Source organism: Streptomyces sp. BR123 (genome assembly GCF_013401435.1).
GTDB lineage: Bacteria > Actinomycetota > Actinomycetes > Streptomycetales > Streptomycetaceae > Streptomyces.
The window spans coordinates 1-23,084 of the sequence record NZ_JACBGN010000101.1 but is presented as its reverse complement, the minus strand read 5'-3'; the positions used below and the strand labels follow the sequence as shown (position 1 = coordinate 23,084).

Here is a 23,084-nt window from a genome sequence, read left to right as displayed (position 1 = left end):
CTCCCCGCCCTCCCCGCCGGGAAGGTCCGCGAGGAGTTCGCCGCCCACCGCTTCCGCCCCGAGTGGACCTGGTTCGCCGAGGACGCGGACGGCCGGGTCCTGGCCCGGGCCCTGTGGTGGGGCCGCGCCGACAGCGAGCGGCCCATAGCCCTGGACTGCCTCCAGGTCCGGTCCTCGGTCGCCGACCCGGCCGCCCTCGCCGCCGGGCTTCTGGCCGCCGGGCACGAGGCCTTCGGCGCCCTCCCGCTCTACAACATCTCCCTCCCCGCGGACTGGCGGACCCGCCCGGACCTGGTCGGGGCGGTCGCCTGGCGCCGGGAGGCCGCGTACCGGGCGGGCCTGACCCGTGAGATCGAGCGGCTGCGCTTCGAGTGGACCCCGCCCGCCGGGACCGCCGCGCCGACCGGGCGGCTGGCCTTCCGGGAAGGCACCGACGAGGAGTTCCTCGACGCCTTCGTCCGGGTCTGCGACGGCAGCCTCGACCTGGCCACGCAGAGCGAGCTGCGTGCGAAGACCCCCGAGCAGCTGGCCCGCGAGGACATGGAGTTCTACCTGGACTGCCCGGGCGAGCGATCCTGGTGGCGCCTCGCCGAACTGCCGGACGGCACCCTCGCCGGCCTGGCCGTCCCGTCGGCGACCCCGTACCACCGCAACGTCGGCTACCTGGGCGTCGTGCCCGAGCAGCGCGGGCAGGGCCTGATCGACGAGGTCCTGGCCGAGATCACCCGCTTCCACGCCGCCGCGGGCGCCGACCGCATCACCGCGACGACGGACACCGTCAACGCCCCGATGGCCGCCGCCTTCGCCCGCGCGGGCTACGAGGTCTCCGAGATCCGCCTGGTCCTGGAGGCCCCCGAGCGCGTCTGACCCGGGCAGGGCTGCCGAGGCCGCCGCCTCCGGGCCGCCCGGCGGCCTCGCCGAATCGGGGCGGTGCTCGCGGGGCGGACGGTGGCGGTGGGGGAGTTCCTTCCAGGACGCCTCCGGGCCGCACTGGACCGGATCCTGGACGGCATCCGGGACCTCGGCGGCTTCCGGCCCGCGACGACGGCGCTCGCGGACGAACAGGGCCGGTTGCGCGACCGCCCTTGGAGCCGGCCGCCCTGCTGCTCCGGTCCGGCGGCCCCGAGGCCGAGTCGCCGCGATCCGGGGCCTGGCCGCGGGGCCGGAGGGCGACTTGAGCGGCGGGCGGGGACTGGGGGAAGGTAGCCTTCCGGGCCGAAGGGGGGCGTGCCGGGTGTCCATCGCCGAGTTCCAGGTCTACTCCGTCGAGGAGGCCGATGCCGCGGGCGGTCTGTGTGCCGTCCGGTGCATCGGGGGTGTCGTCCGGACCGGTCAGGTGTACGCCGCCGGGGACGCGCGCCTCGGGCTGCGCGACATCGAGCGGCACGGGAACCGGGTGACCTCCCTCCGCGCGGGCCAGGCGGCACGCGTCCGCCTCACCGGCGCCATGACCGCGCTGCTGACCCGCGGGCAGGTGCTGACCGCGGTGCCGCCCGGCGGCCACGCGCTGGCCGACCTGGAGGCCTGGCTGGCCACCGACCCGCCGCTGGCCGACGAGCCGCACCCGCTGACCCTGCGCTCCCACGGCGTGTCCGGTATGCAGGACGACGCCCTGCCCGACGGGATGCGGCTGCGCTGGGGCCGGGTGGCGCTGGCCGCGGTGGACCGCACCGCCGCGTGGGCGGAACGGCATCCGCTGGACCACGCGATCGACCGCGCCGGCGTACGGGCCTACCTCATCCGGCAGTTCGGCCCCGGTCCGGGCCTCGGCGGCGACCCCGCCGGACTGTGCCGCGAGTTGCTGGACCTGATCGACCTGACCCCGGCTCAGGCGGCCGCGGAGGGCCTGGCCTGGCGGGACCTGCCGCGCCGCCGCATCCGCCACCTGCGCCGCATCAAGCTCCTGCTGAACAGCATGGCCGCGGTCCGGCCCCACCTCACCGGGGCCCCGGACACCGCGCGGGCCGTGGACGCCTGGGCAGGTGTGCGGGCGGTGCTGCCCTGAACCTCCGTCAACGTGCATCCCCGGCGTGGCGTTGGCCTGCGTGCGGCATCATGGCCGTGGTCTGTGAACGGGGACGGGGGAGCGGGTGTCGCTGCACGACGGGCCGGAGGCCGGCGGCCACACGGTGATCGCCGGGCGCTACCGGCTGCAGGAGAGGCTCGGCCGGGGCGGCATGGGTGTCGTGTGGCGGGCCACCGACGAACTGCTCGGGCGTTCGGTCGCGGTCAAGGCGCTGTCCCTCGACACGGGGGCCGATCCGGCGGGCGCGCTGCGCGAGGCGCGGGCCGTGGCGCAGATCCGGCATCCCCACGTGATCGTGGTCCACGACGTGGTCGAGCACGAGGGGCAGCCCGTCATCGTGATGGAGCTGGTCGAGGGCGGGTCGCTCGCCGACCGGCTGTCCGCCCCGGAGGGGACGTTCTCCCCGAGGGAGGCCGCCGGTGTGGGGCTCGACCTGCTCGGAGCCCTGTCCGCCGGCCACGCCCACGGCGTGCTGCACCGGGACGTGAAGCCGGCGAACGTGCTGCTGGAGGCCGGTACGGGCCGGGCGGTGCTCACCGACTTCGGCATCGCGAGCCTTCCCGGGACGACGACGATCAGCGGGACCGGGATGTTCGCGGGCACGCCCGAGTACTCGGCGCCGGAGCGGATGCAGGGCGCCGCCGGCGGCCCGGCGTCGGACCTGTGGTCGCTGGGCGCGCTGCTGTGCGCGGCGGTGGCGGGCGAGTCGCCGTTCCGCCGGGATTCGCTCGGTGCCGTCCTGCACGCCGTCGTGTACGAGGAGATCCGGCCCACGGCCCGGCTGGGGCCGCTCCTGCCGGTGGTCCGCGGCCTGCTGGAGCGGGACCCGGAGCGGCGGATGGGGGCCGCGGAGGCGCGGCGGCTGCTGGCGGCGTGCGCGGCGGGTGACCACGGCCCGGCGGACGAGGAGACGGCTTCCGGCGCGGGGGCCGCGTACACGCCCACCGAGCAGGTGGACCGGGCTCCGGACCCGGTGGACCACGGAGACGGGCGGGAGAACCGCATCGACCGGGACCCACCCGCGGGCCGGGAGGGCCGGCCGCGACTGCGGGGTGCTCGGGCGGCGCTGGTCGTGGCCGGGGCCGTCGCGGCCTGCGCGGGTGCGGTGACGGCGGTGACGCTGCTCGACGGCCGGGCGCCGAAGGGCCCGGGCGGCTTGGCGGCCTCGGCCCCGGCCGTTCCCGCCCCGTCGGGCTCCGCCGCCGCGTCGACCGCTCCGCCCGCGCCGTCCCCCTCGGCCCCCTCGACCCCCTCGCCCACGGACCCGGTGCCCTCGCCGGGCGGGTCGGTGTCCGGGCCGGCGCCTTCGCCGGCGTCTCCGGCGCCGCAGCAGCCCGGGGGCGTGCCGACCGGGTACACGAAGGTCCAGGACCTGCGCGGGTTCAGCTTGAACGTGCCCCAGGGGGCGGTCCGCTCCACGGACGGCGAGCGGACCTTCTACATCACGGCCGACGGGGCCGTCAGGGTCGGCATCAAGTTCGGGACGCTGCCGCCCGGCGGGGCGATGGGGTCGATGCTGGCCGCCGACGAGCGGGGCCCGGTGAACAACCAGGGCTACCGCGACAACCGGGTCACGGCCACCACGCACCGCGGACTGCCCGCCGCGTTCTGGGAGTTCACCTGGGACGGCTTCTCCGCCGCCGAGGGCGCCCGGCATACGTACGACCTCGCCTGGGAGCAGAACGGGACGCTGTACGACGTGTGGGTGTCCGCCCCGGTCGGCCGGTCCAAGGAGGCCCGCGGCGTCTTCGGCACGGCGGTGGACTCCTTCTCCGCGTCCGGCCACTGACGGGCCGCCCCCCGGGCTCCTGCCCGCCCGGGCACTGGCTCGCATTTACCACCACCGGTTCCCGGCGTCAAGCCACGTATTCATGGGACATGACCCTTTCCTCTCCTTCGGGTTTATTTGAAGCAGGTCCTCACCGGGGAAACCCGGAGAAGAATGCGAGGCCTCAAGAAATCCCGAATTGTCGCGGGTGGTATCAGGAATCCCCGCAGCATGGAATGGAGAAGACCGATGATGAACATTTCCCGGAAGATCATGCTGGCTGCCGCTTCCATGGCAATGGCTGGAGGTATCGCACTCCCGGCCACGGCGATGGCCGCACCGGCGCCGCAGATGGTGGTCACCGAGCACACCCCGAACACCCCCAACACTCCGAACACCCCGAATGCCCCGGGCGGTGGCGGCAACACCCCGAACACGCCGAACACGCCCAATACCCCGAATACCCCGGGTGCCGGCAAGAAGGCGCCGAACACGCCGAACACGCCCAACACCCCGAACACTCCGAACACCCCGGGTGCCGGCAAGAAGGCGCCGAACACGCCGAACACGCCCAACACCCCGAACACTCCGAACACCCCGGGTGCCGGCAAGAAGGCGCCGAACACGCCGAACACGCCCAACACCCCGAATACCCCGAATTCCCCGGGTGGTGGCGGTAACACTCCGAACACGCCCAACACGCCGAACACCCCGAATTCCCCGGGTGGTGGCGGTAACACTCCGAACACGCCGAACACGCCGAATACCCCGAATTCCCCGGGTGGTGGCGGTAACACTCCGAACACGCCCAACACGCCGAACACCCCGAATTCCCCGGGTGGTGGCGGTAACACTCCGAACACGCCCAACACGCCGAACACCCCGAACTCCCCGGGTGACGGTGGTAACACTCCGAACACGCCCAACACGCCCAACACCCCGAACTCGCCGGGTGACGGTGGTAACACTCCGAACACGCCGAACACGCCGAACACCCCGAACTCCCCGGGTGACGGTGGTAACACTCCGAACACCCCCAACACCCCCAACACGCCCAACACCCCCAACTGAGGTGATGCACGCACTGAACACATGACGGCGCCGCGCAGTGAATTCACTGCGCGGCGCCGTCATGTGATGTGAAGGGCCTATGGGGCTTAGGTCTTCGATACGCCTACGGTGCGCTGCCCGGGGTGTTCGGGGTGTTGGGCGTATTGGGCGTGTTCGGGGTGTTGCCGCCGCCCGGGGTGTTCGGCGTATTCGGGGTGTTCGGGGTGTTCGGCGTGTTGGGTGTGCCGCCGCCCGGGGTGTTCGGCGTATTCGGCGTATTCGGGGTGTTCGGCGTGTTGGGGGTGTCCGGAGAGTTGACAGCGTACGGGGCGTAGGGCGCGTACGCGGAATACGGCGCGTAGGGCGCGTACGGCGCGTAGGGCGCGTAGGGCGTATTCGGAACGGAAATGCTCGGGAGCTTCGGGAGCTGCGGGAGCTTCGGGAGTTGCGGAAATTGCGGGAGCTGGGGCAGTCCCGGGAACACGGAAACCTTCGGGGCGACCGGTGCGACGTGGGAAGCGCGGCCACTTGCATCAGCGGCGTGAGCACTTCCCGCGCCGACGGCCGCCAGACTCGCGACCGCCACAGTGGCGATCACGGCCTGCTGGAGCTTGTGCATGAATACTTACCCTCCGTGCCTTGCTTTGTGAGCACGCTCGACTACCTGGTGCAAGTAGACGGTCGCCAAAAGTACACACGGAAAGGCGCCGATGCCCGGCGGAACGAGCGCGTCGCCGCCTGCATCACCCATTCGTCCTTCCCGGCCTGCTCAGCCGCCACTGCCGCGGCTGCAGGAACCTGCCCCGCCTCGGACGGCAGCTCGCACTGACGGTCCCGAGGTGGACGTATCCCATGTGTGGTCTCGGGTTGCGGCGGCTCCGGGTGCTTGAGCTTGCTGCGGGGCGGTTCTCCTCGGAGCAGCTTGGTCAGCTCTGGCCGAGGGGGCGGGCACCTGCGCCGTGCGCGGCCCCGGGGCGTGGCCTGCCCGGGGCGCGCTCGGCAGGAACACCTGTGTTCTTCCGGCGGAGTTCGTGGAAGGCTGGCGGTCATGACCTCAGCAGCCAGGCGGAACACCCCGGGGCAGGACCTCTTGGCGAGTCTCTTCTTCCTTGCCCTCGGCGCGGCGATCGTCTTCGTCGGATTCCAGGTCAAGGGTTCGTCTGGCGACTGCGGCGGCGAGACGATGTCGGCGGGCGACACCTGCGTCAGCTACTCGGGCGGCCACCAGACCGGGAGCAAGAACCTGGACGAGCAGAAAGCCGGCAACTCGACGAGCGCAAACGTGGCGTTCGTCATCGGAGGGCTCGTGATCCTCGGCAGTGCCTGGTCAAGCGTCAAGGCTCTCGGACGCTTGAGCGGTTCGGCTCACTGACTGTCCACTTGCTTCGGCGGTGGCTCCGTGCGCGCGTCTGCCGCGTGCTGCTGTGCGCGCACGATGGTGGGGTCCACCGAGATGCCCCGGTCGGTCTGACCGGCGGCGGTGATCGGCCGGACAGCTCCTAGCCGGCTTTGGCGGCGTTGCCGAGGATCTTGGTCGGGGTGATGCGGACGACCACGCGGACGTCCTCCGCCGGCGCCTCCCGGTACTCCTTGCCGCCTCCCGGGCCGAGGTACTCCTCCGCGATGCGGACCGCGACCTCACGGCCGGTGTCCTCGGTCACGGTGGCCGTGCCGCGGATCTCCGCGTAGAGGTAGGGGTTGGCCAGGTCGAAAACGGTCAGGCCGACCCGCGGGTCGCGCAGGATGTTCCGCTCCTTGCGCCGCCCCTGCTCGGTGGAGATCAGCAGCTCGCCGCCGTCGCGGGAGACCCACACCACCGAACTCTGCGGGCTGCCGTCCGGGTTGAGGGTCGACAGGACCGCCGGGTGCGGCGCGTCGAGCAGGCTGCGTACGGCGTCGTTCAGTGCAATCGTCATGTCCGCGAGGCTAGGTGGGTCCCGGCATGTCCGTACAGCAACTCGCCCCGACTCCCGGTGGTCGGGCGGCGGAGCCGGCCGCCGGGTCGCCCGGCGTCCGTCACGGCAGGCGTGGCCGCGAGGTCATCTGCTGCGTGGGCGTCCCCACCGGTACCACCACCGGCTCGGTCCGCGCATCCGGCCGGCGCTAGCGGTCGGTCGGGTTCCAGGGGATGTTGAGCCAGGGGCTGCCGGGGTCGGTGGTCAGGGCCTGGTGGACGGCGACCATGTCCGTGTACCAGTGCCCGTACTCCTCCTCGTCGAACTGGAGGCAGCGCCCGAGGATGAAGCCCGCCGAGAGGTCCTCCCAGGAGCGGTAGGCGAGCCGGCACACGCGGCCGGCGCGGACGACGGCGTCCTCGGCCTCCTCGACCGTGCCGAAGCGGGCACCGAGGCCCCAGCGGGCCATCTGTGAGGCCCGTCCGTAGTCCCAGGCCTCGACGGAGCGGACGTACCTGCCCTCGCCGAGGATCCCGTCGGCGCGGAAGCGCTGCTCGTAGCGGGCGATCCGGCCGATGACCCGCTGGACGCCCGCGATCTCCCCCTCGATCTCCGCGGTCGAGCGCGGCCGGGCGGTGGTGACGCCGTCGGGGGTGAGCCGGGGTTCGGCGGCGCGTTCGGCGTTGGCGCGGAGGGTGGCCTCGGTGGCGTGCCGCCAGTGCTCGATGTCGACCGGCCCGGCGAACTCCTTCGCGAGTGCGACGCGGATCCGCAGCGTGAACTCCCACACCGAGCTGACCATGTCGGCGGCCAGCAGGCGCTCGGTGGTGGCGAGCCACTGTTCGCGGGTGGTGACCCCCCACCAGTCCCGGAGCTTCTCGCGCTCCTTGAGGTAGCCCTCGCCGTGGTAGCCGAGGGCGTTCCAGAACAGGCCGTTGTGTACGGAGAGGTGTGCGCCGCAGGCGAGCCCGAAGGCGGCGGCCCCGTGCAGCGGGCCGCCGACGTGCAGGGCGTGGACGGTGTTCTGCTTCATGCCGTACTCGGTGGCCTGGTTCCAGTGGAACTTCCACACCTCGCGGTCGGCGGGCGAGGACGGGAGGAAGGCCTCGCACGGGCTGCCGGGGTTGATCGCGAGGTACGGGGGGTCGCCGAGGTCCATGCGGTGCGCGAACCAGCGGAGGCTGTGGCGGGAGAACACCTGGTCGCCGGTGGGGGCGGGGAGCATGCCGGCCGTGTAGGCGACGTAGCAGGGGGCGGCCCCGGCCTGCGGGAAGCGGACGGGTTGGAGGTACACGGCGTTCGGGTGCTGGTCCAGGTAGGCGCGGGACTGCGGGACGAACAGCTCGGCGCGGGCGAGGGCGTCGAAGTAGGCGGGCCAGTCGTTGGCGGTCTTGGCCTCGTACAGCTGTCGTTCGATGATGCTCGGCGCGTTCCAGGTGCCCATGTGGGAGAACCCTAACGGGGGCCTTTGCCGCCCGCGGACCGGCCCGTACGGTCCGGTCGGCGGGCGGGGGTTCGGCCGCAGGCGGGGCAGCGTGGTGGAGGGCCGGCCAGCCCCTCCACCACGGCCGGCCGGCCGTTCGTGCGCTACGGGCGGTTCATGTCGGCGTGCTGCACCACGGCGCCCCCGGGGTGGTTCGTACCCGGTGTCGAAAGCGTGGTGGTGTGTGGGAACCGGCCTCGGCCGGACGGCAGTCGGAGGCTGCGCGGGCGGTGCGTGCGGTCGTGGGCCAACACGGGAGGGAGACCTTCCACTTGGGCTGCGTGCGAGCGCGCGGATGGTGGTCCCGCCACCGTGTGCGGACTCCGCGATGGTGGCGTGGCCACCGTCCCGTGGCGCATCAGGCCTGGTGGGGCGGTCGGGGCCGGTGGTCCGGCACGCCTTCCGCCCCCTTCGAGGAGCACCCGATCCGCCTCTCCCCTGGCCAAGGGCACCGGTGGCCCGCCCCCCGGTGCTCACGCGGCCCGCGCGGTCCGTTCGGCGTGATGGTCCGCCCTGCACGGGCGGGCGAATGTGTGTGACGGCTCCACCTGTTCCGGCAACTCGCCCAGCCCCAGGGTTGAAGCGATGAGGAGGAAGCCGGGGGAAGGGATGGATGCATCATGAGCGCACCAAGTCTCGAACGACTGGAGACGCTGAGCAGCCGGTTCGTACCGGACCTGGTCGTCGACGAGCTCTGCGCCGAGCTGTTCGCCTCGCTGCCGCGCAGCGACCAGCGCCGCAAGGGCGAGGTGTACCTGCGCGGGCTGCTCAAGGCCGAGGGCCGCAAGTCGATACGGAACATCGCGGCCCATGTCGGCGACCGGGCGGCCGAGCAGAGTCTCCACCACTTCGTCGTGTCCTCCACCTGGGACTGGGGTCCCGTACGGGCCGCCCTCGCCCGGTACCTCGAACGCGCCCTGCGGCCCCGCGCCTGGGTGGTCCAGCCGGTGGTCATCTCCAAGGCGGGGACCGAGTCGGTGGGCGTCGCCCGCCGCTTCGTCCCGGAGCGCGGGCAGATGGTCAACAGCCAGGTGGCGTTCGGGGTGTGGTCCGTCGCGGAGGAGCAGAGCTGCCCCGTCAACTGGCGGCTGGCGCTCACCGAGAGGTGGCGCGACAGCGTCGGCCCGCTCTCGCCGAACGTGCACCGGTCGGAGCTGGCGACGAGCCCGCTGGAATGCGCGGCCGGGGCCGTGGAGGAGCTGCGGGACTGGGTGGGGCAGCCGCACCGGCCGGTGGTGTTCGACCTGCCCGACGTCGATCCGGCGGCGGTGGCCCGGCGCTTCGGCCCGGCCGGCCTGCACTTCGTGGCCACGGCCCGCGGCTCGATGCGGGTGCGGTGCGCCGACCCGGTGCTGCCGACCAGCGGGAACCGCGAACTGACCGCTCACCAGCTGCTGCTGATGGCACGTACGCTGCGCCGGCCGGTGACCTGGCTGGACCCGGTGACCCTGCGGCCGCGCACCTCGCTGGTCGTCGGGGTGCGGGTGGAGCTGCCGCAGGCGCCGTCTGCGGTGCTGCTGTTCGGCGAGTGGACCGACCCGCGCGGCTGGCCCGAGCGGTGCTGGGTCAGCGACATGACCCAGGCGCCTCCCGGGGCGCTGCTGCGGCTGGCGAAGCGGTCCCGGAACGTGGAGCACGACTTCGCGACCGTCTCGCAGAACGTGGGGATGACCGACTTCGGCGGGAGGTCCTTCGGCGGCTGGCACCGGCACACCACGCTGGCGTCGGCCGCACACGCGGTGCGGATGCTCACGGAGCGCAGGGGCGGCGAGCGGTAGCTCCCCGCCCCTGCGGCGCCGGCTCAGCCGATCGTGTGGCGGGGTGCGGTGGTGCGGCGGCCCGGACTGAGGGCCTGGCGGGTCCGCTGGAGCTGGAGGGCGAGCTGGACCTGGAGGGCCTGGGTGGGCTTCTGCCAGTCCTCGCCGAGGATCTCGGTGATCCGCTCCAGCCTGCGGGAGACCGTGTTGGGGTGGACGTGCAGGGACTCGGCGGCCCGGGAGGGGCTGTTGGCGGAGGCGAAGTACGCCTCCATGGTGCGGATCAGCTCGGTGTACTGCTGGTCGTCGTAGTCGAGGACCGGGCCGATGGTGTCGCTGATGAACCGGTCGATGTTCGGCTTCTCGGAGAGGAGGACACCGAGGAATCCCAGCTCCTCGGGGGAGGCGGTGCTTCCGGCACCGGTGAGCGCGGTCACCGCGTCCAGGCAGCGGCGGGCCTCCTGGCGCATGCGGGCGACGTCCGACGGGTTGTCGACCGGTCCGGCCGATCCGGCGGTGACGGGCCGACCGAGCACCTCGGTGAGTTCTTTGGACGCCGCGCGGGCGATGGCGCCGGCCTCGGTGCCGGGGAGCAGCAGCACCACGCCGTCGCCGTCGACGCTCTTGAGGCCGTGGTGGCGGTTGGCGTACGAGGCGGCCCAGGCGGCGACGCGGCCCTGGACCCCGCCCTCGGGCCGGGCGATGACGATGACGTGGGGCTCGTCGAGGTTGAGGGCGAGCCGGCGGCTCTGCTCGGCGATCTGCACCGGGGACAGCGAGGTGCCGCGCAGCAGGTCCTGGAAGAACTCGTCCCGCATGTGGCCCTCGGCGGCGGCCATGCCCTGCTCCATCAGCAGGACCACCGCGGTCACCTGGGCGGTGAGGGCGAGGAGCTGGACCTGGAGGTAGGAGGCCGGCTCCCTGGGGGTGAGGACGAGGGTGCCCAGCATCTCGTCGCCGGCGGCGATCGAGGCGACCCAGACGCCGCCGGAGGTGCTGCGGGGCTGGCGGTCGGTGTGCGCGTCGAGCAGGACGGTGCGGATCTCCGCCTCGTCCAGGTCGGGAGGCTCGCCGGCGGGGCAGGCCAGGGTCCGGCCGGCGGCGTCGCGGACGACGAGGGTGCCGTCGAGTCCCTTGACGGCCTCGGCGGCCAGGCTGCCGAGGCCCACGCCCTGGAGGACGAGGTCGAGGAGGCGGCCGTGGGTCTCCCGCAGCTGGCGGGCGGTGGTGGAGGAGTCCAGGGCGCGCGAGGTGTCCTGCTCCAGCTCCTCGACCTCGTACCGGGTCTGCTCCAGCAGGCGTGCCTTCTCGATTGCAACGGTTGCGAGGTCGGCGAGCGAACTCATCAGCGAGACCTCGTCCGGGGTGAAGTGCCGGACGTTGCGGTCGGCGACGTAGAGGGCGCCGAGGCTGGCGCCGGCGTGCCGCAGCGGGACGGCCATGACGGCGTGCAGCCCCTCCGCCTGCACCACCTCGTCGATGATCGGGCTGTGGTGGAAGCTCGCGTCGTTCATGTAGTCGGCCGACCAGAACGGGGCCGAGCCCTCGGCGGCGCGCCGGCCGACGCCGCCGCCGGTGAGGGGGATGGCGAAGCCGATGGTCAGGGCGGAGGCGTGGCCGTCGGCCGAGCGCACCCGGGAACAGCCCTCCTCCAGGTCGTCGAAGCTCACCCAGGCCATGTCGAGGCCGAGCAGGAGCCGGGCCCGCCGGGTGATGACCTTCAGCAGTTCGTCCAGGTCGTAGGGCAGGGTGAGGTCGCGGGCGGTGTCGACGAGAGCGGCGAGTCCGGCCTCGCGCTGCTGGCGTCGTACGAAGAGGGCGCGGATGCCGAGGCTCTGGTCCCGGGCCCTGGTGAGCTGGACGAGGTCTTCTCCGGACAGGCCTGACTCGCGCGCTTTGCGGACCACCTCGTCGAAGGCGGCTGCGGGCGCCTCTCTGTTCAGCAGTTCCAGCATTTCGTAAGCGTGGTCGACCATGATTTTCCCCCCGACCCCCATTGAGCCGTTCACGTTTGCACGAACTTGGGTGCAAGCAATCCCACATGGCCCGCCAGAAAGTATCTCTTGGGGCAAGAACCGGTCAAGAATCGCTTGAGATGCGCTCCAGGTCAGACGCCCCGAGGGTGGCCCGATCACCACACCCCGAGAGGGACGCTGTCATCTGGGCACCTTCTGGTCGGGGTCCACTGGGGGGCAGGCTGATCACCGAGCGTCCCGGTGGCGTCACCACCACTGGGGTGCCCTCAGCCACGGTGCTTCCTTGAGGAGTTCGCATGACCCAGCTGACCCAGCTGTCTCAGCTCCAGAGCTACGAGCGGTCGCTGCTGCGCAGCAGGCTGTCCCTGACCAGGTCGGACCGTCCGCGGGTGTTCACCCTGGCGGGCCGCGAGTGGGACCTGTTCGACGAGGTCTTCGCACCGGTGTACTCCCCCTCGACGACGGTGGCCCTGGAGCTCCTCGGGCTCAACGGCGTTGACACCGAAGCCGGTTCGGGCTCGTTCCTGGAGATCGGCTGCGGCGCGGGCGTGATCGCCGTGACCGCCGCCCTGGCCGGATACGACCGGGTCGTCGCGGCCGACATCAACCCCTCGGCCGTGGAGAACACGGCTGTCAACGCGGAGCGGCACGGGGTGACGGGGCGCCTGCAGTCCTTCCACAGCGACCTGTTCTCCGGACTGCGCGAGCAGGAACGTTTCGACACGGTCTTCTGGAGCTCCAACTACGTGATGGGACCCGAGAGTTACGAGTACAAGTCGGTGCACGAGCGGGCGTACGTGGACACCGGCTACCAGGCGCACCGCCGGTTCCTGGAGCAGTCCGTCCACTGGACCGCACCCGGAGGCCGGGTCCTGCTCCACTTCAGCGACCGCGGCGACACGGAGGCGCTGTACCGGATCGCCGACGCCTGCGGGCGCGAGCTGGAGACCGTGGCCAGCCGGCGGGTGCGTGAGGGGGAGTACGGAGAAGACATGGTCGAGCACATGCTGATCGAGATCAGGCCACTCGCGGCTTGATTTGAACGGGGGGATATTTCGTCGTGCGTACGCTACTTGTCGACAATTACGACTCGTTTACGTATAACCTCTTCCACTATCTGGCCGAGGTGAATGGGCGGGAGCCGGAGGTCGTCCGAAATGACGACCCGAACTGGAAGATCGCATACCTCTCGGCGTTCGACAACGTCGTCGTCTCACCCGGTCCCGGAACTCCGCGGCGGTCCGCCGACTTCGGCCTCTGCACGGAGCTCATCGAGCGCTCTGACCTGCCCTTGTTCGGCATCTGCCTCGGCCACCAGGGGATCGGCCACGTACACGGCGCCACCGTCGACCGCGCCCCCGAGCCCCGCCACGGCCGCACCTCGCCGGTCCTGCACGACGGAACGGGCCTGTTCGCCGGAGTGCCCTCGCCGCTGGAGGTGGTCCGCTACCACTCGCTCACCGTGACGGACCTGCCCGCCGCCCTCGAGGCCACCGCGTGGACCCCGGACGGCGTCCTGATGGGCCTGCGGCACCGCACCCGGCCGCAGTGGGGGGTGCAGTTCCATCCCGAGTCCATTTGCAGTCAGTACGGAACCAGGCTGCTTGCAAACTTCGCCGATCTGACCCGCGCCCACCAGGCCCGGCAGCACTCCGGGCACCCCGCGGCCCGCTGCCGCACGACCGCCGCCGCGCCCGCCGTGCAGCCGTCCGCCGTGCAGCCGTCCGCCGTGCAGTCGGCCGCCGCCGTGCAGCCGGCGCCCGCCGTTGGGCCCGCCGCCGCGGCGCCGGTGCGCCGGCTGCGGGTCGTCGCCCGCACGCTGCCCACCCGCTGGGACGCCGAGACCGTCTACGACCAGCTCTTCCGCGGCAACGACCACGCCTACTGGCTGGACAGCAGCCTGCCCGGGACCGACCGCGGCCGCTTCTCGGTCATGGGCGACGCCACCGGCCCGCTCGCCCGGGTCGCCTCCGCCGACGTGTGGAGCAAGGTCGTCACCGTCGACTCGGCGGACGGCCGCAGCGAGCTGGTCGCCGCCCCCTTCCTGGAGTGGATCGACCGCGACCTGCGCTCCCTGCGCACCGTGCTCCCCGAGCTGCCCGGACACCGTGTCCTCCCCTTCGACTTCACCCTCGGCTGGGTCGGCTACCTGGGCTACGAGCTCAAGGCGGAGTGCGGCGGCGACCTCGTGCACCGCTCGCCCGCCGCCGACGCCACGATGGTCTTCGCCGACCGCGCCCTGGTCTTCGACCACACCGAGGGGACCACCTGGCTGCTGGCCCTCGCCGAGGACGGTGCGGAGGACGCCGCGGAGGCGTCCGCCGCCGCGGCCGACGCCTGGCTGGCCGGCACCGCCGAACGCCTCGGCGGCCTCGCCGGGTCCAAGCTGCCGGCCCCCCGCCCGCAGGAGGGCGGCGGCGAGATACGGCTGCGCCACGACCGCCGCGCCTATCTGGACCTGATCGACACCTGCCTGGAGGAGATCTCCGCCGGGGAGACGTACGAGGTCTGCCTCACCAACATGGCCGAGGCCGAGACCGCCCTCGACCCCTGGGCGGCGTACCGCACCCTGCGCCGCACCAGCCCGGCGCCGTTCGCAGCACTCCTGCAGTTCGGGGGGCTGAACGTGCTCAGCACCTCGCCCGAGCGGTTCCTGCGCGTCTCCCCGGACGGCGTGATCGAGTCCTCGCCGATCAAGGGCACCCGGCCGCGCGGCGCCACCGCCGAGGAGGACGCGGCCCTCGCCGAGGACCTGCGGGGCGACGAGAAGGACCGCTCCGAGAACCTCATGATCGTCGACCTGGTCCGCAACGACCTCGGCCGCTGCGCGGTCCCCGGCAGCGTCGAGGCCGAGGAGCTGTTCCGCATCGAGAGTTACGCCACCGTCCACCAGCTCGTGAGCACCGTACGGGCCAGGCTGCGCCCGGAGCTGACGGCCGTGGACTGCGTCCGCGCCGCCTTCCCCGGCGGGTCGATGACCGGCGCCCCGAAGATCCGCACCATGCAGATCATCGACCGGCTCGAAGCGGGCCCGCGCGGGGTCTACTCCGGTGCGATCGGCTACTTCTCGCTCTCCGGTGCCGCGGACCTGAGCATCGTGATCCGCACCGCCACCGTCACCGCCGACCGCGTCGCCTACGGAGTGGGCGGGGCCGTGGTCGCCCTGTCCGACCCGGACGCCGAGTACGAGGAGACCGCCGTCAAGGCAGCTCCGCTGCTGGCGCTGACGCGAACCCGGTTCCCGGACCGGAGGCCGGCACGGATCCCGTCCTGACCGCCCGGCCGTGCCGGAGGCGCGCGAGCTCCGCCGCCTCCAGCACGGCCCCCACCTCACCGGCGCGCACCCCCAGCCGCTCCAGCGCGCGCAGCGCGCACGCCGCCTCGGCGTCGGCGTTCAGCAGGGTGTCGCCGGTCAGCGCCGGTTCCCGGGCGGCGGCCTCCAGCGTCTCCACGGACAGGGCGAGCGCCGTGTTCCAGCCCACGAGGGCGCCCACGCCGCCGTCCGCGCCGGCGCCCCACAGCAGCCGCGGCTGCAGCGCGCCGTTGGCCCGCAGCACCCGCCACCAGTCCCCGGACAGCCGCTCCTCGCGCAGCCGGTACATCCGCCGGGCCACCGCCAGGCCCGCGGCGCCGCGCACCTCGTCGTCCGCGGGCACCCCCAGCCGGTCCAGCCGGGCCGCGACCTCCCGGTCGAACAGGCCCACGGGGAACGAGGCCACCATCGGGGCGCCGTCCAGCGGCCGGCCCGACGCGAGGGACCGCTCCAGCCCGGCCACGTACGCGTCGAGCACCTCGGCGTACCGCTCGGCCGAGAAGACCAGCGCCGCGTGCACCCCTACCCCGTCGGCGAGGCAGCCGGCCAGCGCCTCGACCCCCGCCGGGGTCATCGGCATGCGCATCAGCGCGTTGGGCCGCGCCACCGCACCGTGCAGGGCGCGGGCCGCCGCGGCCAGCGCCCGCGCGTCGTGCGCCCAGCGGGCCGGCACCGGCACGGAGACATGGCCCACCGTCCCCTTGCCCGCCTCGAACAGGGGCATCAGCAGATCGCAGGCGCGCTGCGCCTGGGACGGCGTACTGCCCGCCGGCGCGAGGGCGTTGTGGAAGTGGCCTCCCAGCGTCGGATACCGGGCCCCGGTGGCGAAGTCGGCGGGATCCCGCGCGCTCAGCCACGGGGACACACCCTCCGACACCAGCTGCTTCAGCAGCGCTCCAGCTCCTTGACTCACCACGCTGCGCACCTTAGAACGTCCCGGCATAACCCGGAAACAATGCGGTGATGGTGTGTCAAGTGCTCGCAGCCGACCGCCCCGCCGGGAGCGCGGACCTTAAATGGTTTTCAGGCCGCCGCCGTTATGCCGGCGGCTGATGCGTCAGGTTTGTTTCGGAGTCGCCTATTCGACCTGACCGAATGTGTGCCACATGACGAAGTGAGAAATGTCTGGTGGTTCACGTGATTCCCTGTTTCACAGACTTCTCGCTGCATCCGATGTCACGGCAGGTACGTACAGCACTGGGAGGTGCCGCATGCACGGTGTTGCACGCTGGAATAGATTGCCCGCGGGCCAGCAGCCCGTATGGCCGGACGAAGAGGCCCTGGCGGGCGCCAGGGCCGAACTCGCGGGATCTCCCGCGCTGGTACGCCGTGAGGACGTCGACCACCTGCGGACCCTGCTCGCCGCGGCAGCCCGGGGCGAACTGCACATCATCCAGAGCGGCGACTGCGCCGAGGACCCGGCCGAGTGCACCCCCGGCTACGTGGCCCGCAAGGCGGCGCTCCTGGACGTCCTGGCCGGTGTCATGAAGGCCCGCTCGCTCAAGCCCGTCATCCGCGTGGGCCGGCTCGCCGGACAGTTCGGCAAGCCCCGTTCCAGTCCCACCGAGACCGTGGCCGGCGTGGAGCTCCCGGTCTACCGCGGGCACATGGTCAACAGCCCGGAGCCCGACCCCGAGCTGCGCCGCCCCGACCCGCGGCGCCTGGTCACGGGCTACAGGGCGGCCGCCGGCGCCATGGCCGCCCTCGGCTGGCACGGCGAGGGCCGCCCCTCCCCGGCCGAGGCGCCGGTGTGGACCAGCCACGAGGCCCTGCTCCTCGACTACGAGGGCCCCATGCTGCGCACCCAGGACGACGGCTCGGTGCTGCTCACCTCCACCCACTGGCCGTGGATGGGCGAGCGCACCCGCGCCCTGGACGGCGCCCACGTGGAGCTGTTCGCGGCCATCGCCAACCCGGTCGCCACCAAGGTCGGCCCGACCATCAGCCCGGAGGGGCTCGTCGGGCTGTGCTCCCGCCTCGACCCGCGGCGGGAGCCGGGCCGGCTCACCCTCATATCCCGGATGGGCCAGGGCAGGGCCGCCGAGAAGCTGCCCGCGCTGGTCCGCGCGGTCCACGAGGCCGGCCACCCGGTGCTGTGGATGTGCGACCCGATGCACGGAAACACCGTCACCGCACCCGGCGGTGTCAAGACCCGTTATGTCGAAACCGTCGCGCGCGAGGTCGAGGAATTCCAGCGGGCCGTGGTGGAAAACGGCGGAATCGCGGCCGGACTCCACCTGGAGACCACCCCCGACCAGGTGCACGAATGTGTCACCGACGAATTCCACGTCGACGAGCTCGGCGAAAAGTACACCTCGTTCTGCGACCCGCGCCTCAATTCCGACCAGGCAATCGAAGTCGCCTCGGCATGGCGCGGCTGAGGCTGACACCCAAGGGGGTTACTCCATCATGGAAGGAAAGATCGCTCTGGTCACCGGAGCGGCCGGGGGCATAGGCGAGGCCATCGTGCGCGCGCTGGCCTCCCGGGGCGTCCGCGTGGCCGCCGTCGACCGGGACGGCGACCGCCTGCGCAAGCTGGCCAAGGCCGTCGAGGAGGACGGCGGGGCCCGCGTGGAGCCGTTCCCCGGGGACGTCACCGCCAGCGCGGACGTCGAGGCGCTCGTCGACGACGTCGAGGCGCTCGTCGGCCCGCTCGACTTCCTCGTCAACGCCGCCGGCGTACTGCGGCTCGGCGAGGCGCGCATGCTGACCGACCAGGAGTGGAGCACGACGTTCGCGGTCAACACCACGGGGGTCTTCTTCGTCTCCCGGGCCGTCGTCAACCGCATGGTGCCGCGCCGCCGCGGTGCGATCGTCACGATCGCCTCCAACGCCGCCGGCACCGCCCGTACCGAGATGTCCGCGTACGCCGCCTCCAAGGCGGCCGCGACCATGTTCACCAAGTGCCTGGGCCTGGAGGTCGCCAAGTACGGCATCCGCGCGAACCTCGTCGCACCCGGCTCCACCGACACCCCGATGCTCAACTCCATGTGGCAGGACGAGAGCAGCGCGCGGGCCTCCATCGACGGCGTCCCGGACGCCTACCGCGTCGGCATCCCGCTGGGCAGGCTGGCCCGCCCCGAGGACGTCGCCGAGGCGGTCGTCTTCCTCCTCTCCGACAAGGCGTCCCACATCACCATGCACGACCTCACCGTGGACGGCGGGGCGGCGCTCGGTGTCTGAGACCGGTGCGAGCAGCCAGCGAACCGTGAACGAGACCGTGAACGAGAGGAAGAAGGGAATGGCAGGCATACCTGCGATCACCCCCTACCCGATGCCGGAGGCGGCCGACCTGCCCGCCTCCGCCGTCGACTGGGACGTCGATCCCGACCGCGCCGTCCTGCTGGTGCACGACCTGCAGAAGTACTTCCTGGCCGCGTTCCCGCAGGGCGAGCAGCCCGTCGTGGACCTGGCCCGCAACGCCGGAGCGCTGCGCACCCGCGCGGCCGAGCTCGGCATCCCCGTCGCCTACACCGCCCAGCCCGGCGGCATGACCCCCGAGGAGCGGGGCCTGCTGAAGGACTTCTGGGGGCCGGGCATGCAGCCCAGCGCCGAGCACCGCCAGGTCATCGAGCCCGTGGCGCCCGCCGAGGGCGACTGGCTGCTGACCAAGTGGCGCTACAGCGCCTTCTTCAAGACCGACCTGCTGGAGCGGATGCGCGCCGCCGGCCGCGACCAGCTGATCGTCTGCGGTGTATACGCGCACGTCGGCGTCCTGATGACCGCCGTCGACGCGTTCACCAACGACATCCAGCCCTTCCTGGTCGCCGACGCCGTCGCCGACTTCAGCTGGGAGGAGCACCGGATGGCGCTGGAGTACGCCGCCGGCCGCTGCGCGCGCCTGACCACCACCAAGGAACTGCTGACGGCCCTCCCGGACCGGGTGGCCGCGTACGCGGGAAGGGAATCCGCATGACCGAGGACCTGCTGGGTCGGATCCTCGCCGACCGGCCCCCGGCCTTCGCCCTCATCCACCGCCCGGAGACCACCGTCGGCCCCACCCTCGACCTGTTCACGGGCGAGTTCACCGAGGCGGCCGCCCTCGCCGACATCCCCCTCGCCGACGTCGAGGCCGGCGCCGGCGCCCGCCAGGACGTGCTGGCCCTCGTCCCGTACCGGCAGCTCGCCGAGCGCGGCTTCGCCGCGCCCGACGACGGCACCCCGCTGCTCGCCATGACCATCGCCGAGCAGGCGCAGGTGCCGCTCGGGACGGTGCTGGACCGGATCCCCGACGGGCCCGTGCAGCTCGTGCCGGGCGGCGACTTCGACATCGACGACGACACCTACGCCGAAACGGTTCGCCGCGTGATCGCGGACGAGATCGGCACCGGCGAGGGCGCGAACTTCGTGATGAAGCGCTCCTTCGTCGCCGACATCAGCGACTGGTCGGTCGGCGCGGCCCTGCGCTTCTTCCGCCGGCTGCTGGAGCGCGAGACCGGCGCCTACTGGACGTTCGTCGTCCACACCGGCGACCGCACCCTCGTCGGGGCCTCCCCCGAGCGGCACGTGAGCGTCTCCGGCGGCCGCGCCGTGATGAACCCCATCAGCGGCACCTACCGCTTCCCGCCCTCCGGCCCGGAGCTGCCCGGCGTCATGGACTTCCTCGCCGACCGCAAGGAGGCCGACGAGCTGTACATGGTCGTCGACGAGGAACTGAAGATGATGGCCCGGATCTGCGAGTCCGGCGGCCGCGTCGTGGGCCCGTACCTCAAGGAGATGGCCCGCCTCGCCCACACCGAGTACTTCATCGAGGGCCGCACCTCCCGCGACCCCCGCGACATCCTCCACGAGACCCTGTTCGCCCCGACCGTGACCGGCTCCCCGCTGGAGAGCGCCGGCAAGGTCATCAAGAAGTACGAGCCCCGGGGCCGCGGCTACTACAGCGGCGTCCTGGCCCTGATCGGCCAGGACGAGCAGAGCGAGCGCACCCTGGACTCGGCGATCCTGATCCGCACCGCCGACATCGACAGCCGCGGCCGCATGAGCATCGGCGTCGGCGCCACCCTCGTACGCCACTCCGACCCGCTGTCCGAGGTGGCCGAGACCCGGGCCAAGGCATCCGGCCTGCTCGCCGTGTTCGAGCAGCCGGGGCCGCGCCGCTTCGGCGACCACCCCGAGGTGCGGGCGGCCCTGAGCCGGCGCAACGCCACCATCGCGGGCTTCTGGCTGGACGACGACTCCGCCCGGACCCGGCCCGTGCCGCTGCTGGTCGGCCGCAAGGTGCTCGTCGTCGACGCGGAGGACACCTTCACCGCGATGATCGAGCACCAACTGCGGGCCATGGAGGCCGACGTCACCGTCTGCCGCTTCGACGAGCCGTACAGCTTCGCCCCGTACGACCTCGTCGTGATGGGGCCGGGCCCGGGCGACCCGCGCGAGCTGGGCCACCCGAAGATCGCGCACCTGCACGCGGCGATCGACACCCTCCTCGCGGAGCGGCGGCCCTTCCTCGCCGTGTGCCTGAGCCACCAGGTGCTCAGCACGAAGCTCGGCTTCCCCCTCCGGCGCCGCGAACATCCCAACCAGGGCGTGCAGCGCGAGATCGATCTGTTCGGGCGGCGCGAGCGCGTCGGCTTCTACAACACCTTCGCCGCGCAGAGCGGCGCGGACGCCGTCGAGGTGCCCGGCACCGGCACCGTCGAGGTGTGCCGCGAGGCGGAGACCGGCGAGGTGCACGCGCTGCGGGGGCCCGGCTTCCGCTCGATGCAGTTCCACGCCGAGTCGGTGCTCACCGAGGACGGCATCCGCATCGTCGGCGAAGCACTGTCCGGCCTGCTCAGCGAGTCCCTCGTATGAGGGCGACCGTGGCCTGGTGGGAACTGGAGGGGTCCGGGCACAGCATCGAGTCGCTGCGGGCGTACCTGCGCGAGGAGGCCGTGGACCGGTTCGCCGCCGTCGAGGGGCTGCGGCTGAAGTTCTGGATCGCGGACCCGGCGACCGAGCGGTGGGGCGCCGTGATGCTGTGGGAGTCCGCGGAGGCGGCGGCGCAGCCCCTGGCCCCGCGGGCCGCCGAGCTCATCGGACGCACCCCCGTGCAGTACACGGTGTTCGACGTCGAGGCGACGGTCGAGGGCGCGCACGGCATGCCCGTACTGCCGGGCCTCGGCCTGATCCCGGCAGTCTGAGCGGCACGCGTACGGCCCCTCACGGCCCTTCGGGGGCGTGGGGGGCCGTCGTCGTGGCCGAGCGGGTGCTCACGCGGTGCAGGACCTCCGTCATGGCGTCGAGCGTGCCGTGGAAGTCGGTGTCCAGGTCCCGCAGCCAGGGGTTCTGCGCGAGGACCGTCGCCGCGGGGCGGTCGGTGAGGGTGATGCTCAGCGTGAGCGTGAGCCGGCCCTCGCCGTCCTCGCCGATCTCGTTGCGTATCTCCGCGATGTCGGTGTCGTCCAGGTGCCGGTAGGTAATGCGCCCGGTCCTCTCCTGCGGGGTCACCCGCTGCAGGAATGTCAGGTCGCCGCGCCGGATTTCCCGTAGGAATCCATCGGCGTAGCGCTCTTTGATCCGGCATTCGGTAATGGCCGGAACATAACCCGTAGGGAACTCCGCCTTGTGGAGCAGAGCCTGCCACAGACTCCCCCTCGTGGGAGCCGGACACCCCTTCTGGCCTGCATCGACAACCGGGCGCGTCCATGAAAGCGTCAGCATTGATCTCCCTTTTCCGCCGGTGGGCCGGCGTGCAGCATCGGTCGGGTGGCCGACCGTGTCAAAGGCGGTCGTGGAATTACGTCAACTGCTCCGATGACCTGACGGAGTGAACCGGACGAACTGCCGGAAGGGAGCCTTCTCTTGCAGGGTGAGGGTTGGTCGGTGGCGTTCCGCGGAGCGCCTTCCCGATAAATCCGATGCGGAGAATCAGGAGAACGCTGATGTCTGAACGGTTCGACGGCCAGGTCGTCCTCGTCACCGGAGGAGGCGAAGGCATCGGCCGGGCAGCGGCGGTTGCCTTCGCCCGGCTCGGAGCCCTCGTGGTGGTCGCGGGCCGCCACCCGGAGACGCTGGAAGGGACGGCCAAGCTGATCCGCGACGCGGGCGGGCAGGCCGACTGCATCGTCGCCGACGTCTCCGACACCACGGGCGACGACACCCGCGGCACCGGGGCCGCGTACGTCGTCGCCGAGACGGTCCGCCGCCACGGCGCCCTGAACGTGGCCTTCAACAACACCACCGAACTGGGCCCGCACCAGCCCGTCGCCGACATCGACGAGACGGTCTGGGCCCACACGCTGACCTCGAACCTGACGGGCGTCTGGCTCTCGATGAAGCACGAGATCGCCCACATGGAGAGCGCCGGCGGCGGTGTCATCGTCAACACCGCCAGCAACATCGGCGCGCAGGGCATGCTGCCCGGCCTCGGCGCCTACGCCGCGTCCACGGCCGCGGTCTCCGCCCTGACCCGCACCGCGGCCCGGGAGTACGTCTCCCGGGCCATCCGCATCAACGCCATCAGCCCCTGCCCGCTCGGCCGGGGCGCCGGCGTCGAGGAGATCGCCGACACCGTCGTCTGGCTCTGCTCCGACGCCGCCGCGTACATCGTCGGGCACGACCTCGTGCTCGACCGCAAGACCGGCTGAGCGCTCGCGCTCCGCGGGAGGTGCGGCTTGGTCCGGCGACCGTCCGCGGGCCGGTGGGGGCCGGTCGCGCAGTTCCCCGCGCCCCTGCAGGGGCCCGACCGCCGTCGTCATGACACCGCGGGCCGGTGGGGGCGGGTCGCGCAGTTCCCCGCGCCCCTGCGGGGGCGCGGTACCGCACACCGGCCGAGTAGAGGAGCCCTGAGGAGAATGGTCAGCAGCCTGCGTCCCACCCCGAGCCCCAGCCC

At 72.4% G+C, this 23,084-nt stretch carries 20 protein-coding genes; 13 read left to right on the top strand and 7 right to left on the bottom strand.

What is annotated here, in order from left to right; translation table 11 throughout:
• The 3 genes from HYE82_RS17705 to HYE82_RS17695 all read left to right on the top strand — a co-directional run.
• Positions 1-867: GNAT family N-acetyltransferase (locus tag HYE82_RS17705; protein ID WP_179175051.1), on the top strand; the 867-nt coding region annotated here is incomplete at its 5' end.
• Between the two features lie 367 nt (positions 868-1,234).
• Positions 1,235-2,005: a hypothetical protein gene (locus tag HYE82_RS17700; RefSeq protein ID WP_179175050.1), complete on the top strand. Its 771-nt coding sequence runs from the start codon at positions 1,235-1,237 to the stop codon at positions 2,003-2,005.
• A gap of 85 nt (positions 2,006-2,090) precedes the next feature.
• On the top strand, positions 2,091-3,815 hold the full coding sequence (locus HYE82_RS17695) for a serine/threonine-protein kinase (protein WP_309144353.1): 1,725 nt from the start codon (positions 2,091-2,093) through the stop codon (positions 3,813-3,815).
• A 113-nt stretch (positions 3,816-3,928) separates the two neighbouring features.
• Here the strand turns inward: HYE82_RS17695 and HYE82_RS17690 are convergent, their stop codons facing one another.
• Together HYE82_RS17690 and HYE82_RS17685 are read right to left on the bottom strand one after the other, a co-directional pair.
• Positions 3,929-4,789, bottom strand: coding sequence for a hypothetical protein (locus tag HYE82_RS17690; RefSeq protein ID WP_179175049.1), 861 nt, complete (start codon positions 4,787-4,789; stop codon positions 3,929-3,931).
• 179 nt (positions 4,790-4,968) lie between these two features.
• Positions 4,969-5,463 (bottom strand): hypothetical protein, encoded by a 495-nt coding sequence (locus HYE82_RS17685; RefSeq protein WP_179175048.1) that lies wholly within the window; start codon positions 5,461-5,463, stop codon positions 4,969-4,971.
• Between the two features lie 429 nt (positions 5,464-5,892).
• Here HYE82_RS17685 and HYE82_RS17680 point away from each other — a divergent pair, with 429 nt between their 5' ends.
• The gene (locus HYE82_RS17680; RefSeq protein WP_179175047.1) at positions 5,893-6,216 is read left to right on the top strand and encodes a hypothetical protein; all 324 of its coding nucleotides are present in this window, start codon (positions 5,893-5,895) and stop codon (positions 6,214-6,216) included.
• A gap of 127 nt (positions 6,217-6,343) precedes the next feature.
• On the opposite strand, the gene HYE82_RS17675 is transcribed toward HYE82_RS17680, so the two are convergent.
• Positions 6,344-6,760 (bottom strand): PPOX class F420-dependent oxidoreductase, encoded by a 417-nt coding sequence (locus HYE82_RS17675; protein WP_179175046.1) that lies wholly within the window; start codon positions 6,758-6,760, stop codon positions 6,344-6,346.
• Positions 6,761-6,947: 187 nt separating this feature from the next.
• Positions 6,948-8,183 carry a DUF1266 domain-containing protein gene (locus HYE82_RS17670; RefSeq protein ID WP_179175045.1) on the bottom strand — a complete coding sequence of 412 codons (1,236 nt, stop codon included), beginning with the start codon at positions 8,181-8,183 and terminating at the stop codon, positions 6,948-6,950.
• A 659-nt stretch (positions 8,184-8,842) separates the two neighbouring features.
• Between HYE82_RS17670 and HYE82_RS17665 the strand changes: the two genes are divergently transcribed.
• Positions 8,843-10,000, top strand: a complete 1,158-nt coding sequence (locus HYE82_RS17665; protein WP_179175044.1) for a transposase — start codon at positions 8,843-8,845, stop codon at positions 9,998-10,000.
• A 23-nt stretch (positions 10,001-10,023) separates the two neighbouring features.
• Here the strand turns inward: HYE82_RS17665 and HYE82_RS17660 are convergent, their stop codons facing one another.
• Complete coding sequence (locus HYE82_RS17660) at positions 10,024-11,955, bottom strand: helix-turn-helix domain-containing protein (RefSeq protein WP_256987352.1); 1,932 nt, start codon at positions 11,953-11,955, stop codon at positions 10,024-10,026.
• A 296-nt stretch (positions 11,956-12,251) separates the two neighbouring features.
• Here HYE82_RS17660 and HYE82_RS17655 point away from each other — a divergent pair, with 296 nt between their 5' ends.
• Complete coding sequence (locus HYE82_RS17655) at positions 12,252-12,992, top strand: 50S ribosomal protein L11 methyltransferase (RefSeq protein ID WP_179175043.1); 741 nt, start codon at positions 12,252-12,254, stop codon at positions 12,990-12,992.
• A 23-nt stretch (positions 12,993-13,015) separates the two neighbouring features.
• Positions 13,016-15,229: an aminodeoxychorismate synthase component I gene (pabB, locus tag HYE82_RS17650; RefSeq protein WP_179175042.1), complete on the top strand. Its 2,214-nt coding sequence runs from the start codon at positions 13,016-13,018 to the stop codon at positions 15,227-15,229.
• Here the strand turns inward: pabB and HYE82_RS17645 are convergent.
• Positions 15,156-16,181: a transaldolase family protein gene (locus tag HYE82_RS17645; protein ID WP_179175041.1), complete on the bottom strand. Its 1,026-nt coding sequence runs from the start codon at positions 16,179-16,181 to the stop codon at positions 15,156-15,158. The genes pabB and HYE82_RS17645 overlap by 74 nt on opposite strands.
• 298 nt (positions 16,182-16,479) lie before the next feature.
• On the opposite strand from HYE82_RS17645, the gene HYE82_RS17640 reads away from it, so the two are divergent.
• The 5 genes from HYE82_RS17640 to HYE82_RS17620 are packed head-to-tail and all read left to right on the top strand — an operon-like array spanning position 16,480 to position 21,393.
• Positions 16,480-17,649 carry a 3-deoxy-7-phosphoheptulonate synthase gene (locus tag HYE82_RS17640; RefSeq protein ID WP_179175040.1) on the top strand — a complete coding sequence of 390 codons (1,170 nt, stop codon included), beginning with the start codon at positions 16,480-16,482 and terminating at the stop codon, positions 17,647-17,649.
• A 28-nt stretch (positions 17,650-17,677) separates the two neighbouring features.
• A complete protein-coding gene (locus tag HYE82_RS17635; RefSeq protein WP_179175039.1) occupies positions 17,678-18,451 on the top strand; it encodes a 2,3-dihydro-2,3-dihydroxybenzoate dehydrogenase in 774 nt (257 codons plus the stop codon).
• Between the two features lie 58 nt (positions 18,452-18,509).
• Entirely contained in the window at positions 18,510-19,184 is a 675-nt protein-coding gene (locus HYE82_RS17630) for an isochorismatase family protein (protein WP_179175038.1), read from the top strand.
• Positions 19,181-21,064 carry an anthranilate synthase family protein gene (locus HYE82_RS17625; protein ID WP_179175037.1) on the top strand — a complete coding sequence of 628 codons (1,884 nt, stop codon included), beginning with the start codon at positions 19,181-19,183 and terminating at the stop codon, positions 21,062-21,064. The genes HYE82_RS17630 and HYE82_RS17625 overlap by 4 nt, the downstream gene beginning before the upstream one ends.
• The gene (locus HYE82_RS17620) at positions 21,061-21,393 is read left to right on the top strand and encodes a hypothetical protein (RefSeq protein ID WP_179175036.1); all 333 of its coding nucleotides are present in this window, start codon (positions 21,061-21,063) and stop codon (positions 21,391-21,393) included. Before HYE82_RS17625 ends, HYE82_RS17620 begins: the two co-directional genes overlap by 4 nt.
• A gap of 19 nt (positions 21,394-21,412) precedes the next feature.
• On the opposite strand, the gene HYE82_RS17615 is transcribed toward HYE82_RS17620, so the two are convergent.
• Positions 21,413-21,913 (bottom strand): AtaL-like protein, encoded by a 501-nt coding sequence (locus tag HYE82_RS17615; RefSeq protein WP_179175035.1) that lies wholly within the window; start codon positions 21,911-21,913, stop codon positions 21,413-21,415.
• 221 nt (positions 21,914-22,134) lie between these two features.
• Between HYE82_RS17615 and HYE82_RS17610 the strand changes: the two genes are divergently transcribed.
• Positions 22,135-22,839, top strand: coding sequence for an SDR family NAD(P)-dependent oxidoreductase (locus HYE82_RS17610; RefSeq protein WP_179175034.1), 705 nt, complete (start codon positions 22,135-22,137; stop codon positions 22,837-22,839).
• The last annotated feature ends 245 nt before the right edge of the window (positions 22,840-23,084 follow it).

Excerpts from the sequence above, each read along its gene's own strand:
- HYE82_RS17685 (WP_179175048.1), bottom strand. The coding sequence starts at position 5,463 with ATGCACAAGCTCCAGCAGGCCGTGATCGCCACTGTGGCGGTCGCGAGT.
- HYE82_RS17680 (WP_179175047.1), top strand. The coding sequence starts at position 5,893 with ATGACCTCAGCAGCCAGGCGGAACACCCCGGGGCAGGACCTCTTGGCG.
- HYE82_RS17675 (WP_179175046.1), bottom strand. The coding sequence starts at position 6,760 with ATGACGATTGCACTGAACGACGCCGTACGCAGCCTGCTCGACGCGCCG.
- HYE82_RS17670 (WP_179175045.1), bottom strand. The coding sequence starts at position 8,183 with ATGGGCACCTGGAACGCGCCGAGCATCATCGAACGACAGCTGTACGAG.
- HYE82_RS17665 (WP_179175044.1), top strand. The coding sequence starts at position 8,843 with ATGAGCGCACCAAGTCTCGAACGACTGGAGACGCTGAGCAGCCGGTTC.
- HYE82_RS17660 (WP_256987352.1), bottom strand. The coding sequence starts at position 11,955 with ATGGTCGACCACGCTTACGAAATGCTGGAACTGCTGAACAGAGAGGCG.
- HYE82_RS17655 (WP_179175043.1), top strand. The coding sequence starts at position 12,252 with ATGACCCAGCTGACCCAGCTGTCTCAGCTCCAGAGCTACGAGCGGTCG.
- HYE82_RS17640 (WP_179175040.1), top strand. The coding sequence starts at position 16,480 with ATGCACGGTGTTGCACGCTGGAATAGATTGCCCGCGGGCCAGCAGCCC.
- HYE82_RS17635 (WP_179175039.1), top strand. The coding sequence starts at position 17,678 with ATGGAAGGAAAGATCGCTCTGGTCACCGGAGCGGCCGGGGGCATAGGC.
- HYE82_RS17630 (WP_179175038.1), top strand. The coding sequence starts at position 18,510 with ATGGCAGGCATACCTGCGATCACCCCCTACCCGATGCCGGAGGCGGCC.
- HYE82_RS17625 (WP_179175037.1), top strand. The coding sequence starts at position 19,181 with ATGACCGAGGACCTGCTGGGTCGGATCCTCGCCGACCGGCCCCCGGCC.
- HYE82_RS17620 (WP_179175036.1), top strand. The coding sequence starts at position 21,061 with ATGAGGGCGACCGTGGCCTGGTGGGAACTGGAGGGGTCCGGGCACAGC.
- HYE82_RS17615 (WP_179175035.1), bottom strand. The coding sequence starts at position 21,913 with ATGCTGACGCTTTCATGGACGCGCCCGGTTGTCGATGCAGGCCAGAAG.
- HYE82_RS17610 (WP_179175034.1), top strand. The coding sequence starts at position 22,135 with ATGTCTGAACGGTTCGACGGCCAGGTCGTCCTCGTCACCGGAGGAGGC.